23 protein-coding genes and 1 pseudogene are annotated in these 26,718 nt (G+C 47.9%); 4 read left to right on the top strand and 20 right to left on the bottom strand.

Annotated elements, in window-relative coordinates; all coding sequences use genetic code 11:
- The first annotated feature begins 79 nt into the window (after positions 1–79).
- A complete protein-coding gene (locus D7Z26_RS22065) occupies positions 80–2,590 on the top strand; it encodes an S-layer homology domain-containing protein (RefSeq protein WP_120979193.1) in 2,511 nt (836 codons plus the stop codon).
- Positions 2,591–2,769: 179 nt separating this feature from the next.
- Positions 2,770–3,234, top strand: coding sequence for a VOC family protein (locus D7Z26_RS22060; protein ID WP_120979192.1), 465 nt, complete (start codon positions 2,770–2,772; stop codon positions 3,232–3,234).
- Positions 3,235–3,262: 28 nt separating this feature from the next.
- Here D7Z26_RS22060 and D7Z26_RS22055 read toward each other — a convergent pair whose 3' ends face one another.
- The 14 genes and pseudogenes from D7Z26_RS22055 to D7Z26_RS21990 all read right to left on the bottom strand — a co-directional run bounded on the left by D7Z26_RS22055 (position 3,263) and on the right by D7Z26_RS21990 (position 18,680).
- Complete coding sequence (locus D7Z26_RS22055; RefSeq protein ID WP_120979191.1) at positions 3,263–3,904, bottom strand: hypothetical protein; 642 nt, start codon at positions 3,902–3,904, stop codon at positions 3,263–3,265.
- A gap of 23 nt (positions 3,905–3,927) precedes the next feature.
- On the bottom strand, positions 3,928–4,845 hold the full coding sequence (locus D7Z26_RS22050) for a DMT family transporter (protein ID WP_120979190.1): 918 nt from the start codon (positions 4,843–4,845) through the stop codon (positions 3,928–3,930).
- Between the two features lie 28 nt (positions 4,846–4,873).
- The gene (locus D7Z26_RS22045) at positions 4,874–6,076 is read right to left on the bottom strand and encodes a serine hydrolase domain-containing protein (RefSeq protein WP_120979189.1); all 1,203 of its coding nucleotides are present in this window, start codon (positions 6,074–6,076) and stop codon (positions 4,874–4,876) included.
- Positions 6,077–6,202: 126 nt separating this feature from the next.
- A complete protein-coding gene (locus D7Z26_RS22040) occupies positions 6,203–9,199 on the bottom strand; it encodes an S-layer homology domain-containing protein (RefSeq protein WP_120979188.1) in 2,997 nt (998 codons plus the stop codon).
- 211 nt (positions 9,200–9,410) lie between these two features.
- Entirely contained in the window at positions 9,411–10,367 is a 957-nt protein-coding gene (locus D7Z26_RS22035; protein ID WP_120979187.1) for an NAD(P)-dependent alcohol dehydrogenase, read from the bottom strand.
- A 60-nt stretch (positions 10,368–10,427) separates the two neighbouring features.
- A pseudogene (locus D7Z26_RS22030) lies at positions 10,428–10,844 on the bottom strand (M48 family metallopeptidase); the annotation flags it as partial.
- A gap of 119 nt (positions 10,845–10,963) precedes the next feature.
- A complete protein-coding gene (locus D7Z26_RS22025) occupies positions 10,964–11,179 on the bottom strand; it encodes a hypothetical protein (RefSeq protein ID WP_120979185.1) in 216 nt (71 codons plus the stop codon).
- 161 nt (positions 11,180–11,340) lie between these two features.
- Complete coding sequence (locus D7Z26_RS22015) at positions 11,341–12,546, bottom strand: family 43 glycosylhydrolase (RefSeq protein WP_199731761.1); 1,206 nt, start codon at positions 12,544–12,546, stop codon at positions 11,341–11,343.
- 63 nt (positions 12,547–12,609) lie between these two features.
- Entirely contained in the window at positions 12,610–12,768 is a 159-nt protein-coding gene (locus tag D7Z26_RS27565) for a glycoside hydrolase family protein (protein ID WP_199731760.1), read from the bottom strand.
- A gap of 633 nt (positions 12,769–13,401) precedes the next feature.
- Positions 13,402–15,264 carry a terpene cyclase/mutase family protein gene (locus tag D7Z26_RS22010; RefSeq protein ID WP_120979184.1) on the bottom strand — a complete coding sequence of 621 codons (1,863 nt, stop codon included), beginning with the start codon at positions 15,262–15,264 and terminating at the stop codon, positions 13,402–13,404.
- 237 nt (positions 15,265–15,501) lie between these two features.
- Complete coding sequence (locus D7Z26_RS22005; protein WP_158602403.1) at positions 15,502–17,070, bottom strand: M56 family metallopeptidase; 1,569 nt, start codon at positions 17,068–17,070, stop codon at positions 15,502–15,504.
- Between the two features lie 2 nt (positions 17,071–17,072).
- The gene (locus D7Z26_RS22000; RefSeq protein WP_233567109.1) at positions 17,073–17,507 is read right to left on the bottom strand and encodes a BlaI/MecI/CopY family transcriptional regulator; all 435 of its coding nucleotides are present in this window, start codon (positions 17,505–17,507) and stop codon (positions 17,073–17,075) included.
- A 122-nt stretch (positions 17,508–17,629) separates the two neighbouring features.
- The gene (locus D7Z26_RS21995) at positions 17,630–17,893 is read right to left on the bottom strand and encodes a zinc ribbon domain-containing protein (RefSeq protein WP_120979181.1); all 264 of its coding nucleotides are present in this window, start codon (positions 17,891–17,893) and stop codon (positions 17,630–17,632) included.
- Between the two features lie 145 nt (positions 17,894–18,038).
- Positions 18,039–18,680, bottom strand: a complete 642-nt coding sequence (locus tag D7Z26_RS21990; RefSeq protein WP_120979180.1) for a 2OG-Fe(II) oxygenase — start codon at positions 18,678–18,680, stop codon at positions 18,039–18,041.
- Positions 18,681–18,910: 230 nt separating this feature from the next.
- Here D7Z26_RS21990 and D7Z26_RS21985 point away from each other — a divergent pair, with 230 nt between their 5' ends.
- Complete coding sequence (locus D7Z26_RS21985) at positions 18,911–19,234, top strand: 2Fe-2S iron-sulfur cluster-binding protein (RefSeq protein WP_120979179.1); 324 nt, start codon at positions 18,911–18,913, stop codon at positions 19,232–19,234.
- Between the two features lie 64 nt (positions 19,235–19,298).
- Here D7Z26_RS21985 and D7Z26_RS21980 read toward each other — a convergent pair whose 3' ends face one another.
- The 4 genes from D7Z26_RS21980 to D7Z26_RS21965 form a co-directional block, all read right to left on the bottom strand.
- Positions 19,299–20,744 (bottom strand): M56 family metallopeptidase, encoded by a 1,446-nt coding sequence (locus tag D7Z26_RS21980; protein ID WP_120979178.1) that lies wholly within the window; start codon positions 20,742–20,744, stop codon positions 19,299–19,301.
- 9 nt (positions 20,745–20,753) lie between these two features.
- Positions 20,754–21,113, bottom strand: coding sequence for a BlaI/MecI/CopY family transcriptional regulator (locus D7Z26_RS21975; protein WP_120979177.1), 360 nt, complete (start codon positions 21,111–21,113; stop codon positions 20,754–20,756).
- Positions 21,114–21,320: 207 nt separating this feature from the next.
- Positions 21,321–21,896: an NADH-quinone oxidoreductase subunit A gene (locus tag D7Z26_RS21970; protein WP_120979176.1), complete on the bottom strand. Its 576-nt coding sequence runs from the start codon at positions 21,894–21,896 to the stop codon at positions 21,321–21,323.
- 121 nt (positions 21,897–22,017) lie between these two features.
- Positions 22,018–22,911, bottom strand: a complete 894-nt coding sequence (locus tag D7Z26_RS21965; RefSeq protein ID WP_120979175.1) for a C40 family peptidase — start codon at positions 22,909–22,911, stop codon at positions 22,018–22,020.
- 250 nt (positions 22,912–23,161) lie between these two features.
- Between D7Z26_RS21965 and D7Z26_RS21960 the strand changes: the two genes are divergently transcribed.
- Positions 23,162–23,791 (top strand): DUF975 family protein, encoded by a 630-nt coding sequence (locus tag D7Z26_RS21960; RefSeq protein WP_120979174.1) that lies wholly within the window; start codon positions 23,162–23,164, stop codon positions 23,789–23,791.
- Positions 23,792–23,857: 66 nt separating this feature from the next.
- On the opposite strand, the gene D7Z26_RS21955 is transcribed toward D7Z26_RS21960, so the two are convergent.
- Positions 23,858–24,283, bottom strand: coding sequence for a Fur family transcriptional regulator (locus tag D7Z26_RS21955; RefSeq protein ID WP_120979173.1), 426 nt, complete (start codon positions 24,281–24,283; stop codon positions 23,858–23,860).
- A gap of 90 nt (positions 24,284–24,373) precedes the next feature.
- Entirely contained in the window at positions 24,374–26,554 is a 2,181-nt protein-coding gene (katG, locus tag D7Z26_RS21950) for a catalase/peroxidase HPI (protein WP_120979172.1), read from the bottom strand.
- Positions 26,555–26,718: the final 164 nt, after the last annotated feature.

The following is a 26,718-nucleotide window of genomic DNA, read 5'->3' as shown; positions in this document are numbered from 1 at the left end:
ATTCACCTATATTCGAGGTTCTATGATTACGTCTTAATACCTTAATGATGTGCCTCGTGAAATATAAGGAGGAAAATGAATGAAACGAAGTAAGCATTTAGTCATAGTTTTACTCGTTCTGAACCTTGTTTTCAACTCGATGCTATCCTCTGCGTCCGCTGCAGTGCCACAGGATATAGAAAAGCATTGGGCAGCTGACACTTTGAGAAAATGGGTAGATGCCGGCTTAATTAAAGGTTACCTTGACGGAACATTCAAACCGAATGCTCCCGTAAAACGCAGCGAATTCGTGGCTCTCCTGAATCGCGCGTTGAAGCTAAGCGATGCATCCGCAAGAGTATCCTTTAATGACTTGACCCAAGACAACTGGGCATATCAAGAATTTGCAATCGCAGTTAAAGCTGACTATTTGAAAGATACCGTCAACAAAGTAAATCCAAATCAAAATACATCCCGCCAAGAAGCGGCTGTTATGATTGCAAAGGCGCTTCATCTGGATACGCCGGCTGGCGGAGACGTCTCACAGTTCAGGGACGCGAGTCAAATCGCGGTTTGGAGCAAAAGCGCGATTGCGACTTTGGCTGCGCACAACGTATTCAAAGGTGACGCGAAGGGCAACATGCGTCCTAAAGCGGATATTACGCGCGCGGAAGCAGTCGTTGCCATCAATGCAGCGCTAGGTCTGCAAAACAAGCCAGACACCGTATTCGATAAAGCGGGCGTGTACGGTTCTACCGATAAGACAGAGACAATCAACGGTAATGTTGTCATTGCCGTGGACGGCGTTACGCTTCAAAACACGATTATCAACGGGGATCTGACCATTGCCAAAGAGGTACGCGATGGAGACGTTACTTTGAAAAAAGTGACAGTAAAAGGCACGACCCATGTAAATGGAGGCGGCGAAAATTCCGTTCACATCGAGGATTCGGTTTTACTTCGCATTATCGTGGACAAGCCTAGCGGTAAAGTAAGAATTGTGGCAATCGGCGCGACAACCGTAACGGACGTAATCGTCAATACGTCAGCCAAAATCGAAGAGTCTAACTTAACGGACAGCGGATTTGCAAATATCCAGCTTTCCTCAGCTTTGCCGCAAGGAGCTACCGTTGATCTGGTCGGCCAATTCGAAGACGTACGCGTCATGGCAGCCAACATTAAAATCAATATTCCAAGCGGTTCCGTTAGCAATTTGCTCGTCGACGAGAGCGCAGCTAACAATACGATCAACGTAGGTACTGAAGCACAAGTTCTAAAGCTAATACTCGACGCAGTAGCCAAATTGGTCGGTAACGGTAAAATCGAAAGCGCGACGGTCAACGAGAAAGCGAAAGGCTCCTCTTTCGAGACGAAGCCAAACCAAGTAGACGGCGCCTCCAAAAACGATATTTCGCTGACGCCACCGACAAGTGGATCAACACCTTCCTCGAACAACGGTGGCAATGGTAATGGAAACGGCGACGTTTGTACGGCCGATTGCAGTAATGCAACTCTTAGCAGTCTGTCGGTTTCGAGCAGCGTGAACGATTTTGAGCTCTTTCAACGAAACTTCGATCGTGTAATAACCGGGGCAGGCTTTAGTAGCGATGCATTTGCTTACTCGTTAGAAGTACCGCGCGACTTCGTCGAATCTGATACAGCGTTCAGCGTCACGGCTGCTGAATATGCAACTGTTTCTTACGACATCCAGTATGACGACGGAACTTATAGCTGGGACACATTAACTAAAGGTCAAACCTCCTTTAACGTTCACCTGAAACCGCTACACGACGCAAGCATTTACATTTACGTTAACAGTGGCGATAAGATCCACACCAAATCTTATTACATCGAAGTTTTTTACACTCGTAATTTGCAAGAAGCGTTCCGTATAGAAAATAGGGGCTACGACACAGCGCACCCGCAGTACAGCTTGGTGTCCCGAGCACTTGAAGACGGGGATCAAGTCGTCGTCACTATCGGCAGCAACAGCATCACTGCGACTAACGAAAATGGTAATACGTTTATGCAATTGCCAAATTTCACACCGGCAGCAAACTTGCAAGGCGAATTTCATGTGACGGTTACACGCGGCGACCAACAAATCATGGATGGCAGTTATCAATATGATCTTACCCCTCTCAATCTCGTGACGGACGGTTCAGGAATCGATGTCCAGTTGATGACGAGAGAAGAACTGCAGGATGATGACGCTCATAGCACTTTTCCGGATCGGAGCTCGTATGGATTTAAAATCAGCTTCCATCCTGATAAAATCACGAGTTCGGATCTGCTTAACGCAAAATTTATGAGCATCAATTGGTCGGATATTTGGAGTGCCGACACAGCTCCGCGCATCTGGACGAATGAAGATGTCAAAATCAGCTACAATAAGTTTGGGGCCATTCATTCCGTATCGAAAATTAATTTCGAATTCCCTTATCTGCATTACTTCCTTGGCCGAAATGAAATATACAACCAATACGTATATGTCTTCGTCTATGATGAAAACAAAAACATTATCGGTTATTATGTGTACAAGGCAAATTTCGATGAAGACCATGTCGGCGAATTTGTGACGATTCTTCCGCCAGCTCCAGCAATCCCTTAATGAATTAATCTGTCCGTAGCCTTCGAAGTAAAATATGCTGATATACATGATATTAAGGGCCGGGATGTCACCTAATAGAGGGTGTCTGTCCCGGCCCTTTCTCTACCTGTATTTTTTGAAATACTTCTTCGGGTATATTAAAATTGACGCAAAAGCATCGTTAAGGGAGGCATTTCAAGATGAAAAACCGCTCCGTACCGACCGACTTCATTCTTCCGCATGTCTATTACGAGAAAGTGGCCAATGCGCTCTCCTGGTTAATCGAGGTGTTCGGTTTTACTGAACATTTCCGCTTCGAGCTCCCCGACGGTCAGCTCCACGGCGCAATGATGCACTACGGCAATGCGTGGGTCATGCTCAAGAGTCCGAGTCGAACGATGACAAGTCCTGCCAAGCTCGGCTTGGCCACGCAGTCCATTATGGTGTTCGTCGAAGATATCGATGAACATTATCGCCACGCGAAATCTTCGGGTGCCCAAATCGTAGAAGAGCTTTTCGATACGGAGTACGGCGAGCGTCAATATTCGGCGCAAGATCTAGAAGGGCATATGTGGACGTTCTCGAAGCATGTTCGAGATGTTAGTCCCGACAGTTGGGGTGCGACGCTAGCCCGTAACGGAGGAGAAGAATGGCAAGGAGTTTGAAGAGCAACGAATCCGATCGCTCAAGCCATCATTCATACTTTTGATCGGCCAATGATAGAGGTATCTCAATAGAATCAGTTCCCATCATTTTTTGGCCTTCTTTTTCATTGGAGCCGACTTCTACGCCAATTTTAGATACCTCTGGGTGATGTGGGCCATTTTCATCAGGAATGATATCAATCATAACGGTCCCTGTGCCACCTCCCGTCGGCTTATAGCTGCGATCTCTTCCAACCTCTATCATCGTACGCCATTCTGAGTGACCTGAAGCAGTCGTCCATGTTGAGACATAGTCCGCGGGTTTTAATCGAGTTCCGTTGTCGGGGTAGCTGCTTATGATGTTGGAGACATGCCACTTGTCGGGGATATAGAAAGCAACGCCGCCCCAATCATCAGAGTCGATCTCAATCCAAGCAACAATCTGTATATGCTCAGCCTTCCCATTGTCTCCCCTGACATAGACCGTTCCTTTGGCCGATGTCTTCAAATCCGTAGAAGCCGAATTCACATGAAAACTTTTGGTCTGAATGACTTTTTCGTTGACCGTCGTATCCCGAAAAGATTTTTCTTGTCTTGAAGATAGCTGAAAAATCACTACCGTCACAATTATAATTAGTACGGCAAGCAAGATATATCTCGTTTTTTGTCCTTCTTTTACGACATTATTCATTAAACGAAACACTCCCTTGCCCCTCAATTATAATTGTTTGCGGAACCGCGTAAGCTCCTTATCTGCGGAAGCTGCGGCACGATCATCCCCACCAGCATTAACAAACAGCCGATTACACCCCGGGTACCCAGCAGCTCGTCCAGAATGAAATAACCGCCGATAACCGCAAAAACCGTTTCCATGCTCATAATAATCGCAGCCTGCGTCGGTTGCGCTTTTTTCTGACCGATAACCTGCAGCGTGTATGCAATCCCGACAGAGCATATCCCGCCATACAGAATTGGAATCAGCGCCTGCGACAAGCCAGTCCAATCGATCTTCTCCATGGCTACGGCCACGAAGAAACTAAGAATCGAACAAGTTAAAACCTGGAAAAACGACAGCTTGATTACGTCCGACTTACGAGATAACTTGTCGATAATCAGAATATGCGCCGACCAGAAAAAAGCCCCTACGAGCTCGTATAAGTCACCCTCTCCCAACGTCAAATCACTTTTTACGCATAGCAAATAAAGGCCGACAAGCGCCACGATTGCACCTAATGCGCTATTCAAGTTAAGGCGTTGCTTCAGGAACAACCCAAGAAACGGCACGATGACAATGTATAAGCCCGTTATAAAGGCGGCTTTTCCCGCTGTCGTATGTACGAGCCCGATTTGCTGGAAAGACGAACCGCAGAAAAGGATAAGGCCTGCGCAGAACCCGGAAACAGCCGATTTTTTTACCGAAGCTCTAATCTCTATCGACGATTGAACGGATCTTCTATCTAGAAAAAGGATGAGCGGAATTAAGGATAGCGCGCCTAGGGCAAATCTGACCGCGTTGAAAGTAAAGGGGCCTGTATACGACATTCCCTCGCGCTGCGCCACAAAAGCAAATCCCCAAATGCAGGCGGTAATCAGAAGCAATAAACTCGACTTCAATTGTTTTTGCTTATTCATAAGTTGCCGTCTCTCCCAGCCTATCTTTTTATTGCACCAAATCGAAACCAAAATGATAGTCCGATTGGTTGTCGAATTCCCACTGACCTATCTGTTGTATGACTTCCTGAAACATTGCTCCTCCCGAGTCGCTGTTCGTAAGGATGACTACTCCATCTCCGCTCGTTCGATTGATATAGTACGTGCTCTGGTAGCCTATATTAGAGCCTGAATGGGTAATCAACTCGTCGTCTGAACCGGAAATAACGCCAAAGCCTAGTCCATAATTATTTAAAACCGGAGTAAACATCCGACCTAACGATTCCTTGCTCAAAATGTTTCTGCCTGCAGGTTGTTTTTCGATTTTATCGTCAACCAAAGCAGCTACGAACTTCGCAAAATCGACAACGTTCGTATGCAGTCCGGCTGCCGCCAATTCACGATAAGATATTGTTGGATATGCCTTTTTCGATTGATTGTATCCGACGGCAAGATTGGATACTTCTTCAGAATGGAGAGCAAATAAACTATCGTCCATTCCCAGAGGATTCAAAATTTCGCTTTTCATGTAGTCGGAATAATTCCGTTTCGTTACTTCCTCTACGACTAATTGAAGCAGCGTGTATCCGCCTCCGGAATATTGATATTGAGTTCCCGGTTCATAGATTAATTCCACTTTCTGCTCCGCACTGTTCTTTCCGCTTAGAGACTCCTCCAGCGTCGGTATTTTCCGGCCCTTAGGGTACCCTGGGTAACCATGTAAAGATAAACCGGCTGTATGGCTTAACAATCGGCATATCGTAACTTCCTCCATGTTAAATGAACTTTCGGGAATATGCCATCGGGTAAGATAACGATCTACCGGCTTATCCAGTTCGAGTTTCCCTTGTTCGACCAGCTTTAATATCCCCCAAGAATTTACGGACTTTGAGTTGGACGCTACTTGAAAGATCGTTTTCTCATCTACTTTAATTTTCTTCTTAACGTTCGCGTATCCAAAACCTCTCGACCACGCCAAATGCCCTTGATGAATAACAGCGATCGCGGCACCCGGAACATGATATTGTTTCATCCTTTTTTGCATTTCTGCTTCTAAGAACGTTGGTAAATCCATTTCCGCATAACTCGTCGGTTCCAACGTGCTCTCGTTTACATTCGTTATGTCTTTAGAACATCCCGGCAAAAATATTACACCCGCAACTAGGATCGTAATGGATAATAGACGTAATCGGCCTGTTCTTGTCGAGATCATCGAACCCCCCCTAACCAAATACCATTTTTTATAATAATTATATAAAAACTCATATGCCTTCGAAAGCTTTTACGAATGAGCATATACAAAAAGGCACCGCAGCTGGACCTGCGATGCCGGATGCGATTAGATCAAATTCGATTTTTGTAACAGATGCTGCACGATAACGGCAACTTCCGCTCTTGTCAGATTGGCTTTAGGGGCAAGCTCTTTAGCGCTTCTGCCCGAGACAATGCCCGCTTGCAAGCAAGCGGATACGGCGTCTTTGGCCCATTGGGATACCTGCTCCCCGTCTTTGAAAGCTTGCAGCTTCCCTGCCGTCGCGTTTGCGCCATCTTTCTGAATACCGGTCAGCTTCATCGCTTGCGCGATAATGACCATCGCCTGCTCGCGCGTCATTAGAGCTTCCGGCCGGAACATGCCTTTCTCGTCGCCCTTGATCAGACCGTATTCATGAGCGGCGTGAACAGACCCGCTGTACCATGCATTAGCCGTTACATCGGCATAAGAGACCGATGTGTCCGTTGTCCGCAGACCTAGCCCTCTTGCTACAATGGAAATGAATTCGGCGCGAGTAATTGCCTGTTCGGGGTGGAACAAGCCGTCTTCTTTACCTTTCACAACCATCCGCGAGCCCATATCGTTCATGCTGTTCTTTGCCCAATGGCGCTCCGCATCCTTAAAAGTAACCGGATGATAGACGAGCGCATACACGCTGTTCGTGAGACTATTGATTCGAGCGTGGTAGCGGCCATCGGAAATCGTCACTTGGGTTGGCACATGGCGAACGGAGCCGTCGCTTTCTACCACGACCGCCGTCGTGATTTTGCTAGGATCAATGCCTTCCGGCAATTCGATGGATCGTTCCACGTACACGTTGAACTTGTTAGCCTCCACCGTGGAACCGCCGCCCGTCACCGTGATGCGGAATTCGATCGGCTGTCCGACAAGCGCGAAATGACTTTCGGCCGCAGCCGTCTCGACTCGTTTTTGCGTCTCGTCGTCGGGCTTGGCAATCTCGATGTTGACGCTGACGTCTTCCAATCTCACATTATTTCCCAACTGCTTCAAGATTTTCGAAAGATCGAGCTGAGGGGCCGGGATCCTGTAGGTAGCGTTCGCCGTATTGATCTCGACAACCGCATTCTTCCGAACCAAATCGTTCCACATTTCTCCTTTGATAGTTTTCTGTGGCCCATCTTGTCCAGACGGATTGCCCGAGCCGCTGCTGCCATTGCCACCGTTACCACTGTTGCCGTTGCCACTGTTACCATCGTTGCCGCCGTTGCCGTCGTCTTCTACGAACTTCAGCGTAAAGACTGCGCCGTTCGCACCGACGAGCACATATTGACTTCCATCATAAGCGACATCTGTAAAATACTCTGTTGCGCCCGGAACGGACGTCCAGACGATTCCGTCGGGAGAAGTCAGCACCGTTTTGTCGCCGACCGCTACGAATTGCCCGTTCAGATACTTGACGCCATTCAATTGCGCGGTTACGCCCGACGTGCTTGGCACCCATGTCTGCCCGTCACCGGAAGTCAGAATCGTTCCTTTCATGCCGACCGCTACGAATTTTCCGGCGGCGTAGACGATACCTTTCACCCACAGTTGGTTGATGGGTTGACCGGGCTTTTGCTCCAGTTCCCAGGAAACGTCCCAGATCTCGCCATCCGTAGAGGACAAAATCTTCTGCTCTCCGACCGCGGCATAGACGCTGCCCGAATAGGCAAGGCCGAATAATGAAGTGCTTTTCCCCGTATTTACAGACGTCCAAGTTGTACCGTCGCTTGATGTATAGACTCTTCCGTAAGTATCCGTAACCATATATTGATCGTTCGCGTATATGATGTCACTAATGGGAGGAGGAGAATTCGACGTGAGCGGGTTAACCGTCCACGTCTCGCCGTCATCCGAGAAAAGCACTTGACCATACTGACTAACCGCCGCGTAATGGCCGTTGATGTAAACGATTTTGTTTATCGCAGCCCCTTTATTGTCCGCGATTGGATTAGACGTCCAATTCTTTCCGTCCGCAGAAGAATATACCGCGCTGGTGTAACCCCCGACCGCCAAGTATTTACCTTCGTGGTACACAACGTTTTGCAAATGTTCGCCGATACCGCTGGAGACGCTTTCCCAATTTTCTCCGTCTTCGGAGGTCAACACCGCTCCCTTGTTGCCGACAGCGACGTATACACCATTGCCGTAAGCCATATCCAGAAGGTAACTATCCGATATCGGCGAAGTCGACGACACCCAGTCGGTCAAGTTCGTCGACGAATAGTGAACATAAACGGAATTACTCCCCACATACTTGTAACCATTTATATAGTAATTTCCATTTGCATAATTGATATTTCCGAAAGTCGCGGGGGCATCCACGACCACGGCGGACCAACTTGCGCCGTTCTCGGAAGTCGCCACTTTTCCGCCTTCTCCGACGGCGATAAACATGTTTTCGTCGGTCGTTATATCGATCAGCGTATACGTGGACGAAACGGAATTCCAGTTCGTTCCGTCCGTGGATGTGATAATCGTTTTGTCACCGACCGCAACAAATTTGTTATTGTTAAAGGCGACTCCATAAAGCGGTTTTGTTCCGAACTCTTTCTTGTCCCAGTTCTCCCCGTCGCTGGATGTCAGGACAACGGACTTGCCTTGCGAGATCATCCCCATGTCCCGAACGCCGCCTACCGCAACGAATTTTCCGCCCGCATAGACGATATCGCTGAAACTCACCATATATCCCGCATAGCTTTTCTTGGTCCATTGATTGCCGCCGTCCACGGAAGTATAAAGGACAGCTCCATTTCCCATCGTCGAAGATCCAACCGCTGCATAAACGCCATTGCCATAGGCGATCGCGCTCAGGTAAACGTCATTATTTCCAACGGTCGTTTTTGCCGTCCAATCTTTTCCATCCGGTGATGTCAACAATTCCCCATTACTGCCCAGTGCAACAAACTGATTGTCTCCGTATGTAATACTCGATAAATTCTGGGCTGTTGGATAAGGGCTTTCCCGATTCCATACCTCCTTGGTCGCCGCTGCCGCCCAAGCGGGAAGCACGCCGACCATGAGCAGGAAAACCAACGCCGCCGCTGTCAATCGTTTCATCATTCGTAAATGCCATTCCTTTCGTGTTGGAATCGTTTCATTTCGTCATCCAACATAGCACACCGGATCTCTCAAACTTCTCTCAAAAATCTCTTATCAGGTGTAGCTATTGACTCCGTGTTGACTAATAGGCATAAAAAATACATCGCCAGAGCCCTTGGGCTACATGGCGATGTATTAAAGCTTTCGTACCGCTATTTGTCTTGTCCTATTCTCATTCTTCTATTGACGATCCGGAATATTCAATCGATATGGCTACCCCTCCTCTTTTGCGACCCAGCCCTACGTAATCATGTGCTTCTACGATTCGATCCATTGGATAGATTCTGTCAACTACCGGTTTCATATATCCACCTTCAACTAACTCTTTGATCTTAGCAAGGCGAACTGCTTTTAATTCTAATTTCCCATCATCGATTGATATATATTTCCCTTTTGGGCTTAACGCTTTTTTGCACATTTCTTTTATTTTCGAACCTTTGGCTTTTCCCGCAGCATCGAGTATAAAGTCGTAACGATCAACGGAATTGGCAGAATCATCATTGGTGTAGTCAATTACCTTATCTGCCCCCAAAGATTTCACAAACTCCAAATGACTCGTACTGCATACTCCCGTAACTTCAGCCCCATAATATTTTGCCAGTTGTATGGCTATTGTTCCTGATGTTCCGGAAGCCCCGTATATAAGAACTTTTTGTCCACGTTGAATATTTCCTTCTTCTACGCGTTGTAACGCCAAAAGGCCGCCATACGCAGCAGCAGTTGCCTCTTCGTAACTTATATTTGCAGGCTTTAGGGATAGACACCCGCGCATAGAGTCTGTTTCTTTCATGCATTTATATTCCGCGTAAGCGCCAAGTCCAAGACCCGTAACTCCATAAACCTGATCACCTGCTTTAAAACGTTTGATGTCTTTGCCTACGGATTCAATTTCTCCTGCTAACACCATGCCTATGATGGACTTTCTCGGCTTTGTAAATCCTAAAACCATACGCATCGGCAGCCAAAACTGAATAGGCAATTGAGAACCTCGAATATAGATATCGCTAGCCGTTACTGCTGTCGCGTGGATTTTAATGCATACTTCATCGTGCTTAGGGAAAGGCTTTTTTACTTCCTTAAGTTGAAGAACTTCCGGCGGCCCATATTTCGTGCATACAACTGCTTTCATGGGATCAATTCCTTCCTGAATGGATGGAAACCTGATAGCATTACTCTTCCCCCGCTGCAATTAAACCGTCATTAAATGCCCATACCTGGCTAGAAACTCTTCCTTCTCTTTATAGTCCGGCATAATGCTTCCGACACGTCTCCAGAATGATCTATCGTGATTCATATGAATTAGGTGACATAACTCGTGGATAATGACATAATCTATCACTTCGATCGGGGCCATCGCTAGACGATAATTAAAAGTTACCTTCTTACTTGAGCTGCAACTTCCCCACTTGGTTATCGACTCTACGATCTCAATGGTTTTGGGTTTTACTTTCAGTCGTATTTGGTACCTATTGATTCTTTCCGCCACGATTTTCTTACAGCTTGAGATGTAGAACCTCTTGAGCTTCCTCTTCAGTTCCTCTTCATTTAAATCGTCCGTTTCTATTAACTCATGAAGAGAATACTCTTTACCAAGATAAAGGAACTTTCTCGAGAGATATAACTCCTTCATATATGAATCCACCAACATTCCATTTCAATTCGGCCTAATCATCATTGCTCATTTAACACTACATGATTATGGGGGAATTGAATACCTGGCAACAACTATTCATTGGGATGGGATGATTTAATCAAATCTTTCCTCCAGAAATCGATTACGGTATGGTCCGACAATTCCATGGAAGCCCACGAATTCTTATATCTCAGCCCAAATCCATCCATCATCTCTATCGTGCTTTTAATTTCCGCGTTCTTCACTCTTAGTTCCATCGATACCACATGATTAAGAATATTCTTTAACGTATCCATTTCAGAAGTCATCTTCCGTTCAGTCCTCCAATAGTTCGTCCTTAGTTGTTTCTCCAATCGTAGTATACTTCCCCTTCATCTCAATAGCGAAACGTTCTTAGGGAAAAATGTACTCAAAAAAATACAGAGCAATGGCTTCAAACTTCGCCACGCTCTGTATTCAGGATAAGAACTCACGTTGTGAGGGAAACGGTGACGAGGGAAACATTCGCCCCTCCCATGCCCCCGCTTATTCGAATGACGTTGTCCGTACCCGGTTTAAGATCGATCAGTCTACTGGCACGACCGGTGTAGGCGCTCCAGCCTCCCGTGCCGGGCAGGGAAAGAAAGTAACCTTCTCCCGACGGATCGCCGCTGGCGTCTACCTTAAAGGCCGCTCCGCCGTCGGCGGAAGCATAGGTTACGGTCAGTAACGCCTTGCCGCCTGCGCCTCCATTAACGCCGGTGAGCTCTATGTAGGAACCTTCGGTATGCATATTTTCAATGCTTGCATTCGTTCGGGTCGCCCCGCCCCCGACGGATACATGGTCGCCGTTCACCGGATACTCCGACTTCTCGGTATATTTCTCGAAGCTCTCCCCGACCAAGTCGCGATATTTGACCTCCGTGGCTTTGGAGCGCGGTCCGACGGATGGGACGCCCTCGGTCGTCTGTTGTACCTTCTGGATGGCCCCGTCTTTATCGAAGAACACCTGGTCCACGCAGACGGAGCGCAGCGTACCGTTGGATGAGATTTCGGCATTGTGATAGAACAAATACCAGTTACCCTTGAATTGGACGATAGATCCGTGCGTCGTTCCGCTATTTTTCACCGGGTCCAGAAAGACGCCGCGGTTTTTCCACGGTCCAAGCGGACTGTCGCTGGTCGCGTACCTCATCTGGTTGCCACCTGAATGATTGTCGGCGTACATCAGGTAATACATGCCTTTCCGTTTAAATACCCAGCTGGCTTCATGGAAGTCCTCCAGCTCGGCGAATCGCTTGGGCTGACCGTCTATCGACATCATGTCGTCGCCCAGCTTGACGCCGAAGCTTTTCCCTCCGCCGCCGGCATAGAGGTAATAGGTCCCGTCGTCGTCTCGGAACACGCTCGGATCGATCAGACTGTCGCCGGGAAGCCCCTCTATATAACCTTTGACGGTGAAATTCGCAGCTGGCTTATCGCTTGTGGCCACGCCTATTTTCCAGGAATTATTCCAATTCGAATCGCTAGGATGGGGAAAATAGAAGTAATATTTTCCGTCCTTATAAGCGGCGTCCGGAGCCCACATAAAGCCGCCTTCCGGCCGCCCCCACGACACGTCGTCTGCTCCCAGTATTTGACCTTCGTCCACCCAGTCCACCATGTTGTCCGACGAGAAGACGTGATATTTATCCATCAGATCGCTGCCTCTGGAGGGGAAAATATCGTGCGAAGGATACACATAAATACGCCCGTCATCTCACACGTGAGCTGAAGGATCGGCGGTGAATATACTCGTGTATATAGGATTCCCCGAGGAAATATCGGCATTCGGAGGCGAGTCGGAGGATGTGCACCCGCTAAGAACGAACAGCAGCATAGCTCCCGGCAATAATAGTCTCGCAAGCATCTTTCTCATACAGGTTTCCTCCCGGATAGATCTATACGGGAGGTATCCCCGGTATGTAGATCGGCTAACCCCAGTGTATAACAAAGGAAAGCACCGAAAGAATGAGGCGTTCTTAAACTATCCTTCGTCAGCCTTAACTTCTTGAGCTCATTTCGCTACTGAATAGGACTCCATCAGAAACAAAGAGCTGCCCAATAGACAGCTCCCTATCACTCTAAACGATATCAAAATCCATGGATTAGACCCCACATCCGTCTGCGATGGTAAGGATTCTCAGGGTCGACGCAACAATTCATTAGCCACTGGGCTGCGTTCTCCCTTTGTTCGGGCGTGACCGGCACTCCCATACAATCGGATAGCCGATCAATCATCCGGCAGCACTTGCCGTGGTCTTTTAAATCTTCGAATCGATGGGACCTAAGAATTCCGCAAACACGGTGGAAATGCAGAGGGTTCATGAATTTGCAGCGGAACGTTCTCATTAATTGCGGGTCAAGGTATGCCATAACTTCTCCAATTCCCCCTTCCGTATTGATCGTTTTCTCGCCATTATAAGCTTTCTCCGGCTTTGTGGCGGATAGTTTAGCATATGTGATCGTTCGGAAAGGGGACAGGGCTGCTCTCTCGTATAAGTTAAATTGATTATAGGCTGCAGACTTTGTATTTCTTCCTATAATGACTCAAGGTGAGCAAGGGCCAAATACGAGAATAACTGTGATAATGAATATAGAAGTGTCCGGGCAGCCCGGCACCGGTCGGGTACGAGGATCGTTTACTTTCCTGCCTGTTCCATTCCATTAAATTGGCCAGTCCCTTATTGATCTCTTCCGTCGGCTGTTCATGGACGGCAATGAGCGCATCGAGCGCCCAGGCCGTGTGAACCACCGTAGAGTAGGGAGCAGGAACATACTCTTTGCGTATATCGCTCTTGCAAGACTCGCCCCATCCACCGTCCGATTTCCTGATCTTTAACAGCCAGTCAATCGCTTGTCGAACATTCAGGTGATCGGCCGACATCCCAACCGCTCTCATCCCGGTAACGGCGGCCCATGTACCATAAATAAATGAAATTCCCCACCGACCATACCATGATCCATCTTTTTTTTGATTTTTGATGAGCCAATGTACGCTGTCTTGAACCCGAGGATGAGCCATTGTCAATCTGAAGTGACTGCCTAGAAATTCAAGGGTTCGACCTGTTATATCCGCTGCGGAAGGATCCACAGCCGTATCGACAAAGTTCTGTATCTTGAATAGGCGAGTTATAGAGGGGACGCTGTTCTTCTCGAAGGCCGCCCAGCCCCCATCATCGTTTTGCATCCCTAACAACCAGTTAACTCCTGTTCTCCACGCCTCCCGATAGTCTAATTGATGGTCGGCCAACCGCGTAAGCGCCCGCAAAACGGCCTGCGTATCGTCCACATCCGGATTTGCGGTGCTTCCTTCGGAAAATCCCCATCCGCCTGCAAGGTGAACAGAAGCGTTCCCTCTTCTCCCCCCTAGATCTCTTTGCTGAAGAGCAAGTAAATATTGAGCAGCATTCCGAATCGCCGGATCTTCTGTCGTAAGTCCCGCTTCCTGTAAAGTATGGCAGATCAGCGCCGTATCCCATACCGTAGAAGGAGAGTTCTGAATATGGGTCTCATCGTTTATTGGGTATCCAAATGAGGTTAACCCCCGAATAGCATGCTGAATAACAGGAGAATCATGCTCGTAGCCAAGAGACAGAAGAGCATAAATCATGAAGAAGGTCGCGCTCGCATAACTGCTAAGAGTACCGTCCTGTACGATATTTTGCAGCATATAACTCTCCGCTTTCTTTATTGCCGCCTTAGAGATAGGATTAGCCCTCCGGCGTTTCGAAAATACATGTAACCAACGACCCTTTCTATTAAGTCTCCTATATTTACGAGTTACAAATAAATGAGTGATGTCCGACGCGGATGGCTTCCTAAGCGAGAATTTCCGGTGGCAAAGAATCAATACGGGGGCAAAATGAGTGCGAACATAGGAACTCCATCTATAAAAGCTAAAGGGGATAAACTTGGGCATATGCAATAAGAATAGCGGGATCGGATAAAAGGCCGGCCAGGGGTAGAGATGATTCAAAGCCAGCATGAACTTGGTGGAAATATGAGCCTTCTCAACTCCGCCGTTACGAAGGATAAATGCTTCCGCCAATTGCATATGGCGATCATGTCGATCTAAATAGCCGGAAAGCAGCAGCCCGGTATATGCCTCTATCGTTGAAGAGAGATGACCTTCATCGTCGTCGTACTGCTTCCATGCTCCATTCGCTGCCTGTTTGTTCAGCAAGCGCCGACCCAGCAAGGGAATAAGCTCCTTGTCCTGGCTGTTAAGAGTGCTTAAGAGAATCATCATATAGGCGTCAGTCACAGGCCCTGCTTCAAAACAGTACCTCCATGACCCGTCCACATGTTGTTCCGTCCTCAGACGGCCGATGTATCGTTCGATTTCTAATTGTACCTTCTCCAGCAACTCCATATTTACCCCCCGAAACAGGCGGTTCACACCTCATTTGGCTCATACTATGTACGGTGTGATACATTGGTGGAGGTTTTCACCCTAGCAGGCTAATTTCAATCATTTGCCTAGATAAACATCAAATAACCCCCATCTTGTCATGAAGATGAGGGCTTAAACATCATTTCTGGTTGATTGAGATTTGACCATCGGAATAAACGATATCCGCAAGAACATCGGTGCCCTCGATCTCATAATTCACAAAGCCGCTCCGATTGGATAGGGTTGCGGCGAACAAGGACAAGCTGCCGGCGTGATGTTATAGCTTGTGTCGTTGTCATATCCCGATTCGAAGTCCTTATTCAGGGCTAGAAATTCATCGACGCGGTCCTGGGCTTCGACTATAACGGCTTTCCCCGGTATCCGCTCGTCAAGTTTTTTAATTTTATAAATGCTCCAGATATATTCGCTCTTTAGAACATTAGCGGTATCCTTGTGTACTTTCGCAAGCCACATCTCGCCATCCAACACATAGAGACGGTAAGCGGGAGAAGCGGACGGATCGGTCAATGCGTACTGATATCTCTCTTTGTACGGGGCAATATCGGGAACGCCGATGCCTTCCGCAAAAAAACTGTTCCTAAACTCCTGCTCATCCACCTTTGTCCGCTCATAGTCGGTCGCCATGATTTGCTGCTTACCTGTTTGGTCGGTTATGATGAGCGATTTATCAGTCAGCGTGTAATACTCCTTAAGCCCCTCAAGGTAGAAGGTGGAGCTGAGCGGATTCATGTAGACCTGCTTATCAAAGCTGTAATTGCCGTACAGCTTCTCTATGTCCTTTGTCATCGCATTCACCGTCGGATTCGTGGCACAGGCGGCCACGACTATCATGCAAGCAACGGCCGATAGGGCGACAACCCCTCTTTTCGGCGCCTTAAAGCGTAAAACGTTCTTTACTCGCTCCCGGACGCTCGTCTCTCCGAAAGCAAGCGGACCCGCCGCCGGAAAACGATGATTTACCGCAAAAGAGAGCAGCGACGCGCAGTATTCTTTCTTCTCGCCCGTACCGATCTCCGACAGCACTTTTTCATCGCAACTCATTTCCATATCTTTTGCCATCGACGCAAAGGCAAGCCAAACAAGCGGATTAAACCAATGAAAGGCAACAACCAGAAAAGCGATCGGCTTGATCAAGTGGTCCTTCCTTTTTAGATGACACGCCTCATGCCGAAGAATGTGCAGACGCTCCTGTTCGCCGAGGCCAAAGGGAATATAAATTCGGGGTTTGATAAAGCCGAGAACGAAGGGCGACCGGATGTTATCCGACTCGAAGATATGTTTGTCCAGCCGAACTGCCGTGGCCATACGAAGTCTCAGGCGGATGTAGGTGACCATGCCGTAAATAAGCATTGCAGCGAAGCCTAGACACCAAACGACTGCGCCAAGCAGGATCCATATCTGCAGAGGATTGACGCTGGCGCCCGGAACAGGCGCGGGCAGACTGCCGTTGACAACGGCGTTCAAGGTCGGGATTCCCACCGTCACCTTCGGAGTCTCCATATACCCGACATCGGCAGGGACATAGTTCAGCGCCACGTAGCCGCTTCTTTGCGCTGCCGTCATATCGAAGGGATCGGCATTAAAGAGACTGAGTCCGGAGGTAAAGGATACGGGACAGACCAGACGGAACAGGACAACGACCCACAACAAATACGAATACTTCTTTGGCGCTCTCTTCAGTAGCAAGCGGATGAGAAGCACTGCAAGGATTACATAAGTCGCCGTAATGCTCATGTTGAGCAGCTTCAAGAACAGCATTTCCATTCTCATCGCTCCTCGTGTTCGTCAATCAAGCGCTTTAGCTCTTCAGCTTCCTTCTTGGACAACGGCTTATTTCCGAAAAACGAAACGAGAAACTGCGGAAGCGAGCCCTCGAAAGTCCGCTCTATAAAATGTTCGCTCTCATAAGCTTGTACTTGCCCCTTGGGTACAATGGAGCTCACAATCGTATCCTCGTTTTTAAGCAGTCCTTTTTCGCACATTTTCCGAAGAACCGTATAGGTGGTGGGCTTCTTCCAACCGAGCTTTTCAGAGCATAGCGTTACCAACTGCCCCGAAGCTACAGGCTCGTTCTCCCACACTACCAGCATAAAGCGATAATCGCTTTCGCAAAGCTTCAAATTATTCATACTTGCCTCCCGCCATGGTTTATAGTTATAAACCTTTAGATTTAGTTTATAACTATAAACCGAGGCTGTCAACGTGACCCCTCATGTTGATATCGCGCAGCACGTCTCCTAAACAACAACGGCCAGAACCCTCGGACGAGGAATTCTGGCCTTGTTTTCACTTTTGAATTTTGGCTTTATAGTACCATTGCCCACTAATTACGCCAGCGTTCCAGCTTAGGTATGCCTCTGGTAAAAAATCCGGCCATAAATTTAGGCATACCGAATTCGATGACCTTGTCGCGTACGCGGTCCTGCATTTGCCCGACCGTAATCTCGGGTAACGTATATTGACCCTCTTCATAACAATGACTACAAAATTTTACGCTCTTCGTTCCGTCCGCTTCCGTGCCTCCGCCTTTTTCATCCCGCTTCAGCGGCATTCCGCAGCTTTGGCAATTTTTATAAGCTTTTACCATAACAACACTTCCCTTTCGTATGTAATCTCTGGACCTATTTCTATTCTTTTATACTATCATCTTTGCTTTATCGACTGCTTCTTTTTTTATTTGAAGCTGGCTGAATCGGCAAAGTGAGATCGGAAGCCTTTCGCGCCGTTCATCTCTACTCCGTTGTGTAACGATGCCGTTGTCTTCTCATCCACTGGGTAGCCACCCATTTTTCCCCGACTACGACGGGATTCCCTGCATGTAAAGTATGTTCATTCAAGAGATGATCGCTATAAAAATATTCAAAATAGACGGCACTGCCTTTCTTAGGAGTTACCGATAAACGAAGCGAAGGAAAATGCGTTTCGCCGCCTGCTTCCACGTCATTTAAATACATTACCAGCGTGCTAATCCGATTGTTGACCACATTCGCGGACGTAAAATAGTCAAAATGAGGCTGATACTGGTCACCGACATTATAATGCAAAATTTGCAGCGGTTCAGCATGCGAAATCGGTATATTCATCAGATCGGATACTCTAGTTTCGATTTTTTGAATCAATTCATTTTCGCTTTCCTCGAAAAACATGCTGCTGCTTGTTCTAATCTCGCTTACGACGTGAGACTTGCCTATTTTAGCTCGCTCCAATCTATTTTTAGCCAAATCAACTAACGCATCGCATTCAACGCTGCTTAATACGTTTTCCAATATCAGAATAAGCGGTTCATCGATTTTGCCGACAATGTTAATCTCTTGATCCGTTGTTTTCAGATTGTTTCCAGTCAGATTAAAAATCGTCTGCTCTTTAATGTTCATCGTTTCATCCTCCATTATTTGAGAAGTAAATCGAATGAACATGATGTCCGTTCATAAAGATAGTTCTTTGCGGAACCCCGAATCCCTCTTCCATTTTTTTTATTTTTATCTATTTTTCGTCAACGGCAACTTAACATTTGGATTGGAATTGGACTTATTCACGAAGGCAATGGTTTAATAGAAGCGGGTTAGGAAAATATAAGGATGAACAATCCGAGGAGGAATGGCCAATGCCTACGATTCAAGTAGAAGGAAGAGACGCCATTCAGGCGGTCGAAGGTACGAAACTCGTTCTTGCTTTGGAGGATAGCGGGGTCGACATCTTGCACCGCTGCGGCGGCAATGCCAAGTGCACGACATGCGCCGTAGAGGTACTCTCCGGGAATGCGGGCGAGATGGAAGAGGCGGAAGCGACGGTCCTCCGTAACAAAGGAATCGAAGACGCCGCCGTCCGGCTATCTTGCCAAATTCGGCTACATAGCGACTTAACGGTACGGCTGATCAAGACGGCGACTTCTACGGGCTTGGAGCCGGGGACTCGTCCCCAAGAGTGATCTAACTACCTAATAGAATATTGAGGGGCCGGAATTCCTCGTTAGAGGAACTCCGGCCCTTCTTCTATTCGCGATATAAGCAAACATAATCGTTATCGATAAATTTTCCGTCGGACGTTTTAATCTTTTTCGTCAGCAAAATACGCACGGGCGCAGCGGTAAAACCGCCTTGCGACTTTTGTTCGGAATCCAGCTTAAGATCAATATTAAGCTTTCTTGATTTCGCATGATAAGCGTAGTTAAATTCGGTTGATTTTTTGCCTATAAAAACGAGGATGTTTTGAGAGTTCAATGTACTTTCATCCATGTCTTGTTGAAACTTGATTACAAAGCTGCTAAAGTCGTCGCCTGTGATTGATTCCGTGAGGTTTTTGGCCTCCGAGATATTTTTTGCGTCGATATTCAAATTCAGATCGGTTATATCGATTTCTTTAAATGCATCCTTTTTAGGCTCGGCCTTCAGCAAATTTCCGTGTCCTGATATTTGGTTTTCGGAAGCATTTTGCGCGACGGGCGTAGCAGTTGCCGTAATCCCCTTTGCATGGGGGCCGGTCGTTGCAAAAGCGACTGACACGCCGATAACCAAGACCAATGCAGCCGCTGTTCCGACGATAGAGATCTTTTTCAGCTTCATGATTGCTTTTATCCTCTCTTCGATCGAATTTTTGCTGAAATTATTGCAAAACGGCGCATACATGCTTCGCTTTTCTTCCATGTTGATTAACGTAAGCGCATAGGAAGATTTCTGCTTTGCACCGAATGCGCGAACAACGGTTTCATCGCATGAGAGTTCAATATCACGGTTAGCTAATAGATACATCACCCACACCATCGGATTAAACCAATGGACGCATAAGCTTGCCGCAAGCAGCCATTTCCATAACGTATCAAACCGCTTGATGTGTACGAATTCATGCATCAGTACATATCTCAACTGCTTTTCGTCCGTCCAATCCGTTGCCTTGGGCAATAGAATAACCGGACGTAAAATTCCGTAGGTCAAGGGTGCATTAATCCTGTCCAACTGCCTGATTTGAATCGGCCGTCTGATCTTATGCGAACGCAGCCATTCATCGATCAAACGGTTGTCGATCGGAAGCGCAGTCTGATATACCCGACGAAATCTGAAATGCGTAATAAGGAAAAATAATGCGCAAACGGTCACGCCCGTCACCCAAATCATCCAAACAGGATTTATCGAGACTGCCGCTGCTGTTGCGGCATCGACGGCTTGTTCAGTAGCATTTGCGATTGGTTTAAGGGTTGCAACCTGTTGCAAGGAAGTAACCGTTGCCGAAGGCAGCTCTGGCCGGAAATGATTGAGTCTGTCTAATGCCGCGTATAAACTAAATGACGAGGTTACGGAAAAAGGGATAAGCAGCCGGCACATGGCCACTCCCCACAAAACTAGGAATGTAGCTTTGGGAAGCTGATGAATGGCAAGCGCACGTATGACCACGATCGCAAGAATGAGAAGGGATGCGGAAACGCTCATTTCATAAACCGTCATAACCTCACCTCATTCCAATTCATTTACAAGCTGCTTAAGCCGTTCAATTTCTTTTGACGACAGCTTTTTGCGTCCTAGAAGGGAGGCGATTAGCTGATCGGCTGCGCCATCGTACATTTTGTTGATCAGCTCGGTGGTTTCAAATTGTTGAGCTTGCTCCCGCGTTATGAGAGCACGGCAGACAAAATCGGGATCGATCCGTAAAACGGCTCCTTTGTCGAGACACTTTTTTATGACCGTGTAAGTAGTCGTTTTGCTCCACCCCACCTGCTTTCCCAGAACATCGGCAATATGTTTTGCGGTGACGCTGCCTTCTTTCCATAAAATCTCCATTATTTTCAGTTCGGAATCAAACAGTTTGATTTCCATCGTACTCGCGCTCCCTTTTACCGCTATTCTATCGCAGTAGAATGACCTTATTTGCATTCTACTCCGGTAGAACGATGCTGTCAATAGGGCTTGTTCATGTACGCGGCATGCTCCAGAATGTCGAAAAAGCCCCCATTGGAGATGGGAGCGGTTTCGGCTCTAGTAGCATTACGTTACTTTTCTCGAGCTCTTGTTCGCAAGCTGACGTTAGGCCTCAGCCTTGCGCGTCCACACTTTCCAGCCAATCCACAGAACCGCCGCATTTAGGAAATACAGCCCTTTATCGTCGTCAGGCGGAACGAAGTTTCCGATCAAGCCCAGTAAGAATAGTATGCCTGCCCATCTAGCAAGCGTGCTGGACTTAAGTAAGGCTATGCTGTACAAAATGAGCCCAATATTAAAGGTGAAGAAGGAAATAACCGTTCCTTCGGCCAGAGGCGATGGCAGATCCGGTGATTTGCTTCCTTTTATCGCAATCAATGAAGGGTCGAGATCCTCGATTACCGGACGCGCAAACGCTTCCCCCCAGGATAAGCCGACAATGAGCAGCAGACCGATGAATACGACGATAAAGCCGATCAATCCGAACCATCCTAGTTGTTTGTACTGAACGAGATAGGAGACGATAATACCGAAAATAATGAAAATGAGCGCGAAAGTGTTAATCGTACGGGGCACTGTCGTATCCGTATCGAAGTAGGCATACGTTATCGATCCAATCTGTATGATTGCGCCAATCATTCCAAGCAGTGCGAACGCCTTATACACTTGATTAAGAGTCATTTTGCCGCTCACCTTCTCCTATAGATTTCACCTTCAATGCTGCCTCTTCATCATATTTCCAGGCAATCGAAAATGGGAGGATGAACTTTCTTCACCCCCCCACCGAATCGATATGCAGATCTTACAATACCCTACGGGACCATAAGTAACGCTTATTCCAGTTTGCATTAAGAGTAGTTATGGTTACTCCCGGAGATCCATAGGTATTAATCATTTGGTTGTTGCCAATGTATATCCCGACATGCCCGACGATCCGATTGCTGCTGTACCTGCCCGGGGTATAGAAAAAAATCAAGTCGCCCGGCATCAAAGCATCTCGGCCAACCCATTGTCCCACGGTCGATTGCGACTTCGAGGAGCGCGGCAATTTGATACCGACATGTCCGAATACATACTGGACGAACGACGAGCAGTCGAATGCATGGGTTTGATTATAAGGTCCTGCGGAAAAACGGTACGGGGTACCCATAAATCGGTTCGCGAACGCGATGACCTCGGTTGCGTTACCCGCATTTCCTGCCGATTCGGCTTTTAAACCGTTATTCTTGGGAGTTGCGTTTGGCGGTGTGACGACAACGGAATTCGTTTTTGCATCCCATTTTACCGGAGTTTGCCACAGCTGCGATAAAGAGCTTATTTCGAGGTAAAGCTTATCGCCCTTCACACGGGGAGCCTCATTTAACCGAACCGATTCGTCTCCCACTTTCGCTGTTTTTGAGCCCTTGGAAAATTTATAAAGGGGATCGGTATAACCCATCTCCGCTACCTGTTTTTTCGGTTCCCAAACGTATTGATAATGAAACAATTTAGCGGCTTGATCCGCCGCAATCCAAACCTTTCCGTTTTCTTTCCAATGATTTGCTTGTAAAGTCTCGGCATGTCCTAACGCGCGAAGGGTAACGGTGGAGCTAACGGCGTTATTTCTCACGGCGTTATTTCTCATGGAATTATTTTGCTTGGGCGAACATGAGACCAAAATCAGACACAAGGAAACTACGATCACTAGCTGCTTCACTTTAATTATATCCTCCTTTTGATTGTCGAATGTCCTTTGATCCCTATTTCAAGGGTTATTATTACCACCTTCTTACTAACCATGTAAGTGTAGAACAAATTAAAGCAAAGACCGGGAGTTCTCCTAAGAGGGAGCTCCCGGCCTGCTTTTTTTCCGACATTAGAGGATTATCGTCGAAATTGTCGAATATGAATTTGGTCAAATTACAATTTTATCAAGAGCATACAACTCATTAGGAGGAACGCTGTCAGTGAATGCCACTTATTCGGAATTACGAGCAAGAGCCAGAGAAAGCTTACGAGGAAACTGGGGAAAAGCGATCGGTTCGATCTTTCTAGCCGCCATCCCTTCGTTCGTTCTCGGTATGCTTGGGATTATATCCCAATCCGCGCAGATCGCCGAGAATATCGTAAGTTTTCTGATTGCCGGGATGCTCGCTCTAGGTACCATCACCTTTTATCTTGGAATCGCCCGCAAACAAAATCCTCCCGTAACGACCGTGTACCATGGGTTCAATAATCCGGTCAAAGCTTTCCTGCTCTATTTGTTGACCTTTATCTTCACGATGCTATGGGCGCTTCTGCTGATCATTCCAGGCATCATTGCCGGCTTACGCTATTCCATGGCTTACTACATTCTCGCGGATAATCCGGAAATCGGCCCCTTGGAAGCGATCCGTCGCAGCAAGCAGATGATGGCCGGCCACAAATGGCGCTTTTTCGTTCTTCAGCTCACGTTTATCGGATGGGCGTTGTTGTGCATTCCGACGATAGGCATCGGTTTTTTGTGGCTTACACCGTATATTGCCGTCACGACGGCGCATTTCTATGACGATTTGAAAAATAAAGGCGCGGAACCTCCTGCTCCTTCCGACGTATAAGCGGTAACCGAAAACGTCCTCCTTCCGGCACAATGCCGTAAAGGAGGACGTTTTTTTGTGCTACCTCTAAGCATTACAGTCCGCGCATAGGCCATAATACTCGACACGATAATGATCGACCCGGAACGCGCCGTTATTCGAACCGACGGCCATCAGCGTTTCGGGATCATTCGATTCCAGATCATAGATCTCGCCGCAAGCTTTACAATGAAAATGCCAGTGATCCTTATCGGCCAATTCGAAGTTGCTGGACTTGTTGCCATTAGTGAGTTCTCTGACGACGCCGATCTCCTTCAGTTTTTTGAGCGTGCTATATACGGTCATCGGGCTGACATAAGGAAATTTCTCGGCCATCAAGGCATAAATCCCATCTGCCGTCGGGTGCGACAAATCGAATAGAAGCTCGACGATATGAACCCGCTGGGGAGTATGACGCAGACCTTCTTTTTTCATTTGGTCTAATATCGTTTCCTTACTCAGCGCGAGTGCCATTTGTGCCCCTCCTTATTCTAAAACAAAGAGCAGTATTCGATAACAAACACCGCTCCTTGCTTTACATGTTCAGTTTGCCCGCACTAACCGTTAATGAAGGTCATAACGGTCTGCGTTCATTACCTTTACCCAAGCCGCAATAAAGTCGCGCACGAACTTTGATTGGTTATCGTCCTGCGCATAAACTTCCGCAATAGCTCGCAGAATGGAATTTGAACCGAATACGAGGTCGACCGTAGTCGCCGTACGAACGACTTTGCCGGTCTTGCGATCATGGCCTTCAAATACATCTCCGCCCACAGGGTTCCACTGTACTCCCATATCGAGCAGGTTAACAAAGAAGTCGTTAGTAAGCGTGCCTACGCGGTCGGTGAATACGCCGTGTTTGGTGCCGCCGAAGTTCGTACCCAGTACGCGCATGCCGCCCACAAGAGCCGTCATTTCCGGTGCGGTCAGGTTTAGCAGTTGTGCCTTGTCTACTAGAAGCTCTGCCGAGCTTACGCTAAAATGCTTCTTCTGATAATTGCGGAAACCGTCGGCGATCGGCTCTAGCACCGCGAAGCTTTCTACATCGGTTTGTTCTTCCGTTGCATCTCCGCGTCCGGGAGCAAAAGGAACAGTTACATGAAAGCCTGCGTCGCGTGCGGCTTTCTCCACCGCGGCGCTGCCGCCGAGTACGATCAAATCGGCGAGGCTGACTTTGACATCTATGTCACCTTGAATGCCTTCTAGAATCGTAAGCACTTTGGTAAGTTGCGCGGGCTGGTTCACTTCCCAGTCCTTCTGCGGCGCAAGCCGGATGCGGGCGCCGTTCGCGCCGCCGCGCATGTCGGAACCGCGGAAGGTGCTAGCCGAAGCCCAAGCCGTAGTGACCAGTTCACCGATCGTAAGACCGGAGTCTAGAATCTTCGTTTTGAGATCTTCTACTTCCGCGTCCGTTAAAGCATATTCAACTGTCGGCACGGAATCTTGCCAGATCAGCACTTCTTCGGGAACTTCCGGGCCTAGATATCTTGCACGGGGACCCATGTCCCGGTGCGTGAGCTTAAACCATGCGCGAGCGAATACATCCGCGAACTCTTCCGGATTCTCGTAGAAACGACGAGAAATTTTCTCGTACGCCGGATCAACGCGCAAGGCCATATCCGCGGTAGTCATCATCGTCGAAACGCGAATGGATGCATCTTCCGCGTCTGGTGCGAGATGCTCGGCGGCAGGATTTACCGGAGCCCACTGATGTGCGCCCGCAGGGCTCTTCGTAAGCGTCCATTCGTATCCGAACAGAAGTTCGAAAAAGCCATTATCCCACTGTGTCGGATTCGCGGTCCAAGCCCCTTCAATACCGCTTGTGATCGTGTCGCGGCCTTTGCCGGAGCCATGCGTGCTGAGCCAACCTAAGCCATGCGCTTCGATCGCGGCAGCTTCCGGCTCCGCGCCCACATGCGCGGCATCGCCTGCACCGTGCGCTTTGCCGAATGTATGTCCGCCGGCTACGAGGGCAACGGTCTCTTCATCGTTCATCCCCATCCGTTTGAAGGTATCGCGGATATCGCGCGCGCTTGCAAGCGGATCCGGAGTGCCGTTCGGACCTTCCGGATTCACGTAGATCAGACCCATCTGAACGGCGGCAAGCGGATTCTCAAGCTCGCGATCGCCCGTATAACGCTTATCCCCCAGCCACTCCGTTTCCGCGCCCCAGTAGATGTCTTCTTCCGGGTGCCACACGTCCGCGCGTCCGCCGCCGAAACCGAATGTTTTGCCGCCCATCGATTCGATCGCGACATTACCGGTTAGAATGAACAAGTCGGCCCAAGAGATTTTGTTGCCGTATTTTTGCTTAATCGGCCACAGCAGCCGACGAGCTTTATCCAAGTTGCCGTTATCCGGCCAGCTGTTAAGGGGAGCAAAACGCTGCGTGCCGGTTCCAGCACCTCCGCGGCCGTCGCCCGTACGGTAAGTACCTGCGGAGTGCCATGCCATGCGTATAAAGAATGGACCATAATGCCCGTAGTCGGCTGGCCACCAATCCTGACTGTCAGTCATGAGATCGCGAAGATCCTGCTTAAGCGCTTGGTAGTCTAATTTGCCGAATTCCTCTGCATAATCAAAATCATCGCCCAATGGATTCGATTTGCGGTCATGCTGATGGAGAATGTTCAAATTCAACTGATTCGGCCACCAGTTTCTATTCGTCGTACCGCTGGATTTGTGACTCGTAGCGCTTCCGTGCGAGAACGGGCACTTTCCGGCATTAGCAGCAACACTATCCATTGTCATCTCTCCTTAAGTAAAATAAATATTAAATAATAATTATTCTAATCTAGAATAAAATGATTCCGGGCGAAAAGCAACTTCTTTTTTATAACAATAAAAAAACAGCGCGATAGCATTACTTTCGCCACGCTCCGTTTTCGAATATGACTTTTCTCATGTCT

The organism is Cohnella endophytica (assembly GCF_003628305.1).
Lineage (GTDB): Bacteria > Bacillota > Bacilli > Paenibacillales > Paenibacillaceae > Cohnella > Cohnella endophytica.
Note: the sequence above shows the minus strand (reverse complement) of the source record. Positions and strands in the feature narration are given on the sequence as shown.